Here is a 5,926-nt window from a genome sequence, read left to right as displayed (position 1 = left end):
GTGCCGCTGATATATTCCGTTGCTGGGCTGCGGCTGCGGCCTTGCTGTCATTGAACCCGGAACGGAAATAAGCATGGCCTCTCTGCGTCGATTCGCCTCCCTGGCTGCCGTGACCGCTGTGGTTGGCGTGTCGCTGGCCGTGGTCGCGACCCCCCCCGCACCGGCCACCGCTCTGCCTGAACCAGGTCACCCCGGCGTCTCCTCGGCTCCCGATTCGCTGTTCCTGGAGGACTTCGAGAACGGCTTCCCGACGGCTGACACGACCGCCGGCACCGGTTCGGGTGCGGGCCTGATCGGCGACTACGAGAGCGCTCAGGAGTACGACGGCACGCCGGTCACGTATTCCGCCGAAGGTCAGTGGGTCAACCCCAGCCAACTGAACGGCATTGTGTTGGCATACAACAGCCTGGTGTCCGAGGTTTGGGCCGTTGGCGGGTATAGCGGCACCGGCAGTACGGCTGCGATCAACCTCTTGCGAGGCCTGGCCCAGAGCCTGGGCACGCTCTACAACACCCGTCCGGGCGACGATATCGATGTCGACGAGAACCACGTCGTGTCGGCGTGGACTCGCAACTCCAACCCGGGTGCCAATACGATCGAGGTTCAGACTGAAGAGCCGATCCCGCTACCGTCGACGGGGAAGCGCTTCGTCAACTTCTCGGTGGACGTGGCGACCCTCAACTGCGCCACTGCTCCGAAGCTGAACTTCTTCCTCGTGGGAGATCTCACCGACGACACGACGCAGACGGCCCTGAACACGACACCGGGCACTGGCTGCGCCTCGGGCGACACGGCTGCCCATGCGAGCACGCTCACCGTCACCGGCGACAAGGCCGCCCTGGTCGACGGAGGCGAGGCCTACCTGCGGGTGCGCAACGCCAACGGCGCCTCCAATGGCAACGATCACGCCTTCGACAACATCGAACTGCTCGACGTGACTCCGCAGCTCGACAAGCACTTCGGTGCAGCCGACAGTGACTACCCCGACCCGAACGAGACCACCGCGCTCGTTGGCGGCGCGACGCCGCTGACCTTCACCGTCACGAACACCAGCGAACTCGGCGAGAAGACGGGCTGGGGCCTGACCGACAGCCTCCCGTCGGGCCTGAGCATCGCCAGCTCGCAGTTCGCCACCACGTGTACTGCGGCGACGGTGACCTCCGACGGCACGGCCGCCCTGGCCGAAGGTGATGACACGATCACGGTCACGGATGGTTCGATCGCCTCCGGCGTCACGTCCTGCACGATCACCGTGTGGGTCAAGGCCGAGACCGCTGGCGACTACGTCAACGGCCCGGCGCAGACCGAGGTCGTCGGCCTGGAAGAGCCGGCCGACGCCACCTTGCACGCCGTCGAGGCCGACATTCCGGCAACCTGCGAGGCCGACGACACCCGCGCCACCCAGCGCTGGTGGTACTTCGGCAACCAGGCGAGCATCGACTTCGGGGTCTCCGGCGACACGACCCGCGTCGTTGGCGACAGCGACGTCGCCACCACCAATGGCGAGGGCACCACGGTCGTCACCGACACCACCGGCGACCTGTTGTTCTGGGCCAACGGCGAGCGGGTACTCGACAAGAACAGTGACCCCATGCCCAACGGCACCGGTCTGACCACCGCGCCCTCGGCGACGCAGACGGTGGCAGCCTTCCCGGCTCCGACGACCATCGGCAAGTACTTCGTGGTCACCACGACCGGTTCGATCGAATCCGGTGCCGGCGAACTGCTCTACAGCGAGGTCGACCTGACCGCCAACGGTGGTCTGGGGGAGGTCTCGGCGACCAACAAGAACCTCCCGGTCACCTCGACGCTCACCGACTACGCCTCCGAAGCGCTGGTCTCGGCCCCGAACGCCGACGGCACCGGGTACTGGGTCATCACCTACACCTACAACCAGCCCTCCATCGTGGCCTTCGAGTTCGACGACAGCGGACCGACGGGCACCGTGGTGCAGAGCCTGCTCCCGACGTCGAACAATGCCCAGTTCGGCACACTGGCCTTCAGCGCGGACATGACCCAGTTGGTCGCCATGACCGGTAGTTCCAACGGCGGCAAGCTGCGCCTGCTGACCTTTGACGCGGACACCGGCCAGATCAGCCAGAAGGCGGAGTGGGAGACCGGCGACGGCGGCAACGCGGGCTACAGCGCGGCCTTCTCCCCCTCGGGCGACTACGTTTACGCGACCAACATCTTCGGCACCGGACACCTCTACCGCTACGACGTGTCCGACCCGACGTCCGGCGCGGCGATCAAGGCCACCGAGATGGACGTCACGACCATCGGCGCCTCCGGTGGCCAGGTGCAGCGCGGTGCCGACGGGCGCATGTACGTCGCCAACAACGGCAGCACCACTCTGACCGTCGTCAACGATCCTGACAACGCGAGCACCACGGCGTCCGACCTCGACATCGGTTCTCTGACCTTGGCCACCGGCACGGCCAGCGGCTTCGGCCTGCCACAGATGGTGACGGGCTGCCCGAACGGCGACCCGTTGGTCATCGACAAGTCCTCGGCGCTGACGACCGATAACGGCGAGGCCGGTGTCGGCAACGTCGGCGACGTCCTCACCTACACCTTCGAGGTGACCAACAACAGTGCCTCGTCGGTGTCGGATGTGACCGTCGAGGACACCTTCGCAGGCTTGTCGGCTATCGAACCGGTCAGTCCCGCGACCTCCCCGGTGACGATCGCCTCGGGCGAGACCGTGACGTTCACGGCGACCTACACGATCACGCAGGCCGATGTGGACGCGGGCGTCATCGCCAACAGCGCCACCGCATCGGGTCTGCCCGACGGTGAGACCGAGCGCTTCACCAGCGAATCGGACGAGGACTACTTCGTGCCCGAGGCCCGCGATCCGGAGTTGACCATCGAGAAAACCTCGGACGCCGACGGCGAAGAGGTCTCTCTCGGGCAGGTCATCACCTACACCTTCGAGGTGGAGAACACCGGTAATACGACGTTGAACGATGTGACGGTCAACGACGAGATGGAAGGACTCTCGGAGATCACCCCGGTGTCCCCGGCTACTTCTCCGGTGACGCTGGTTCCGGGCGAGACGGCGACCTTCACGGCCACCTACACGGTCACCGAGCAGGACATCCTCAACGGGCACGTGTCGAACTCGGCCACCGCGACGGGCACGCCGCCGCCGTTGACGCCGTACCCGGACAACCCGGACCCTGACGACCCGGAACCGCTGGAGCCGTCGGATCCGAGCACGACGACCACGGAGACCGAGGACCCGGAGCAGGGCCTGACCACGGAGAAGACCGACGAGTTGACTGCAGATACCGATGAAGACGGTCAGGCCGATCCAGGTGACGTCATCACGTACACCTTCGTCGTGACGAATGTCGGCAACACGTCGCTGACCGATGTGACGGTCAACGACGAGATGGAAGGGCTGTCGGAGATCACCCCGGTCTCTCCGGCGACCGCGCCGGTGGAACTCGCGCCGGGCGAGAGTGCGACCTTCACGGCCACCTACACGGTGACGCAGGCCGATATCGACAGTGGCACGTTGACCAACACGGCCACCTCGACGGGCACGTTCACTCCGGCTGACGGCGGCGACCCGGTGACCACGACGTCGCCTCCGGCGTCGATCACCAGCGACACGGTCCGGGCCGAGCCGGCTCTGACGACCGTCAAGCGGGCCGAGTTGAACGACACGAACGGCAACGGCGTGGCCGATGAAGGCGAGACCATCAGTTACTTCTTCGAGGTGTCGAATACGGGTAATACGACGTTGGAGCAGGTGCGGGTCATCGACTCGCGTGTTACGGGCCTGACGCCGACCGCAGTCACGCTGGCACCCGGTGAGTCCGTGGTTATCACGGCAGACCCGTACGTGGTGACCGCCGCCGACGCGGCCGCCGGTTCGGTGTCGAACACGGCGACGGCTCGCGGTCAGGTGCCCGGTGGGGCCGAGATCGACTCCCCGGCGGCCACCGTCTCCACGGTGACTTCGGGCGGCATCCTGCCGACCACCGGCACCAGCCTGAACATCGTGCTGTGGGCGCTGTTCGCGGCGACCACGGTGGGTGCGGGCGTGAGCCTGTTCGCGCGCCGCCGCCGCGTCCTCGGCTGAGTTCGCTGCCTCAGGCCGGCCCCCGAGTCTGTGACTCGGGGGCCGGTCCGCGTCCAGCACCCTGCCCGGTCGGGTCATTTCGCGGCTCGCTCGTTCCTCGCGGGTCCTGAGGTGCGAGGAACTTGCGACGAGCCTCGAAGGGCGCACCTCAGGGACCTGCCGTGGCTGCACTCCGGCGCGCATGTGGCACGCTGGCTCCGTGAAGTTCGACTACGCGCCCGACGTCGACGGTGATCCGGACCCCGGTGAGGTCGTCTGGACCTGGGTCCCCTACGAGGACGACCCCAGCCAGGGCAAGGACCGTCCCGTCCTGCTCATCGGCCGCGACGGCGACGACCTGCTCGGCCTCATGCTGACGAGCAAGGACCACGACCGCGACGAGCAGCAGGAGGCGCGCGCCGGCCGCTACTGGTTCGACCTCGGCAGCGGCCCCTGGGACTCCCAAGGCCGCCCGAGCGAAGTCCGGCTCAACCGCCTGCTGCGCATCGACCCCGCCGAGGTGCGCCGCGAAGGATCGGTGCTCGACAAAACGCGCTTCATCATGGTCCTCAACGCCGCGCGCGACTACATCGACCCGTGACCGGCCTGTGGTGAGCGAGATCGGCCGACTCGACGCCTTCCAGCGACGACACCGGTTCCTCGGCCTGCCGATCGCGGTCGTCTACAAATATTTCGACGACCAGGGGCCGTACCTGGCGGCGATCATCGCCTACTACACCTTCTTCGCGATCTTTCCGATGCTGCTGATCGGCACCTCGGCGCTCGGCTACGTACTCCAGGGTGATCCCGAACTGAGCGAGCGCCTGCTGGATTCTGCGCTGAGCCAGTTCCCCATCGTCGGCGATCAACTCGGCCGGCCCGAGGGGCTGAGCGGCAGCCCCAGCGCCATCGTCATCGGTGCCGTGACCGCGCTGTACGGGGCGATCAACCTCGGCCAGGCCCTGCAGAACGCGGCCAATGTCGCCTGGGCGGTACCGCGCAACAGCCGGGCCAACCCCTTCCTGCAACGGCTGCGGAGCCTGATCTTCCTGGCCATCGGCGGCCTGGGCATCCTTGCCATTGCCATCGCGAACTCGGTGCTGGCCAACGTCGACGCCATTGCGCGGCAGTGGTCGAGCGAGCTGACCATGGTGGCCGGCTGGATCGGCTTTGCCTTGACGGTGGTCGTCTTCATGATGATCTTCCACCTCATCAGCGGGCGACGTGCCACGTGGCGGCGGGTGTTGCCGGGGGCGCTGGTGACTGCGGTGCTGTGGCAGACGCTGCAGGTCGCCGGCCAGTGGTACGTCTCGGGCGTCATTAGCCGGGCGAGCCAGATGAATGCGACGTTCGCCCTGGTGCTCGGTCTGATGGGCTTCATCTTCTTGGCCTCGCTTATGGTCGTCATCGGCCTGGAGGCGATGGTGGTGCTCGCGCGGCGGCTCTATCCGCGCGCCCTGCTGACGCCGTTCACCGACAACGTCGTGCTGACCGAGGCCGACCAGCGCGCCTACACCAGCTACGCCAAGATGCAGCGGCACAAGGGTTTCCAGACCATCGAGGCGCGCTTCGAGACCGGTGAGGACGATCCTCCGTAGGTCCCTTCGCCCTTCGAGACCGTTCGTTCCTCGCGGCACCTCAGGGACCCGGTGGGTGCCGGTCATTGAGGTGCGAGTTTGCGAGCCTCGAAATGACCTGGGGAGGTCCCTTCGAGGCTCACTCGTTCCTCGCTCGCACCTCAGGGACTGGGCGGGCTGGGGGCATCCTCTAGATGATTGATGCGGGGAGATAAGGCCTTCGGCGTGGCTGCGTGACCTCAGAGACCAGGGTGTCCAGACTCAGCGTTGCTTACCC

General features: G+C 66.7%; 3 protein-coding genes. All 3 read left to right on the top strand.

Annotated features, from left to right (window positions below; all coding sequences use genetic code 11):
- Positions 1-73: 73 nt before the first annotated feature.
- The 3 genes from QM597_RS08620 to QM597_RS08610 all read left to right on the top strand — a co-directional run bounded on the left by QM597_RS08620 (position 74) and on the right by QM597_RS08610 (position 5,670).
- Positions 74-4,093: a hypothetical protein gene (locus QM597_RS08620; protein ID WP_415004471.1), complete on the top strand. Its 4,020-nt coding sequence runs from the start codon at positions 74-76 to the stop codon at positions 4,091-4,093.
- 199 nt (positions 4,094-4,292) lie between these two features.
- On the top strand, positions 4,293-4,673 hold the full coding sequence (locus QM597_RS08615; protein WP_415004470.1) for a type II toxin-antitoxin system PemK/MazF family toxin: 381 nt from the start codon (positions 4,293-4,295) through the stop codon (positions 4,671-4,673).
- A gap of 10 nt (positions 4,674-4,683) precedes the next feature.
- Positions 4,684-5,670 (top strand): YihY/virulence factor BrkB family protein, encoded by a 987-nt coding sequence (locus QM597_RS08610; RefSeq protein ID WP_415004469.1) that lies wholly within the window; start codon positions 4,684-4,686, stop codon positions 5,668-5,670.
- The last annotated feature ends 256 nt before the right edge of the window (positions 5,671-5,926 follow it).

This window comes from Aeromicrobium sp., assembly GCF_047607065.1.
Lineage (GTDB): Bacteria > Actinomycetota > Actinomycetes > Propionibacteriales > Nocardioidaceae > Aeromicrobium.
Note: the sequence above shows the minus strand (reverse complement) of the source record. Positions and strands in the feature narration are given on the sequence as shown.

Coding starts and splice junctions, on each gene's coding strand:
- QM597_RS08620 (WP_415004471.1), top strand. CDS start 74: ATGGCCTCTCTGCGTCGATTCGCCTCCCTGGCTGCCGTGACCGCTGTG.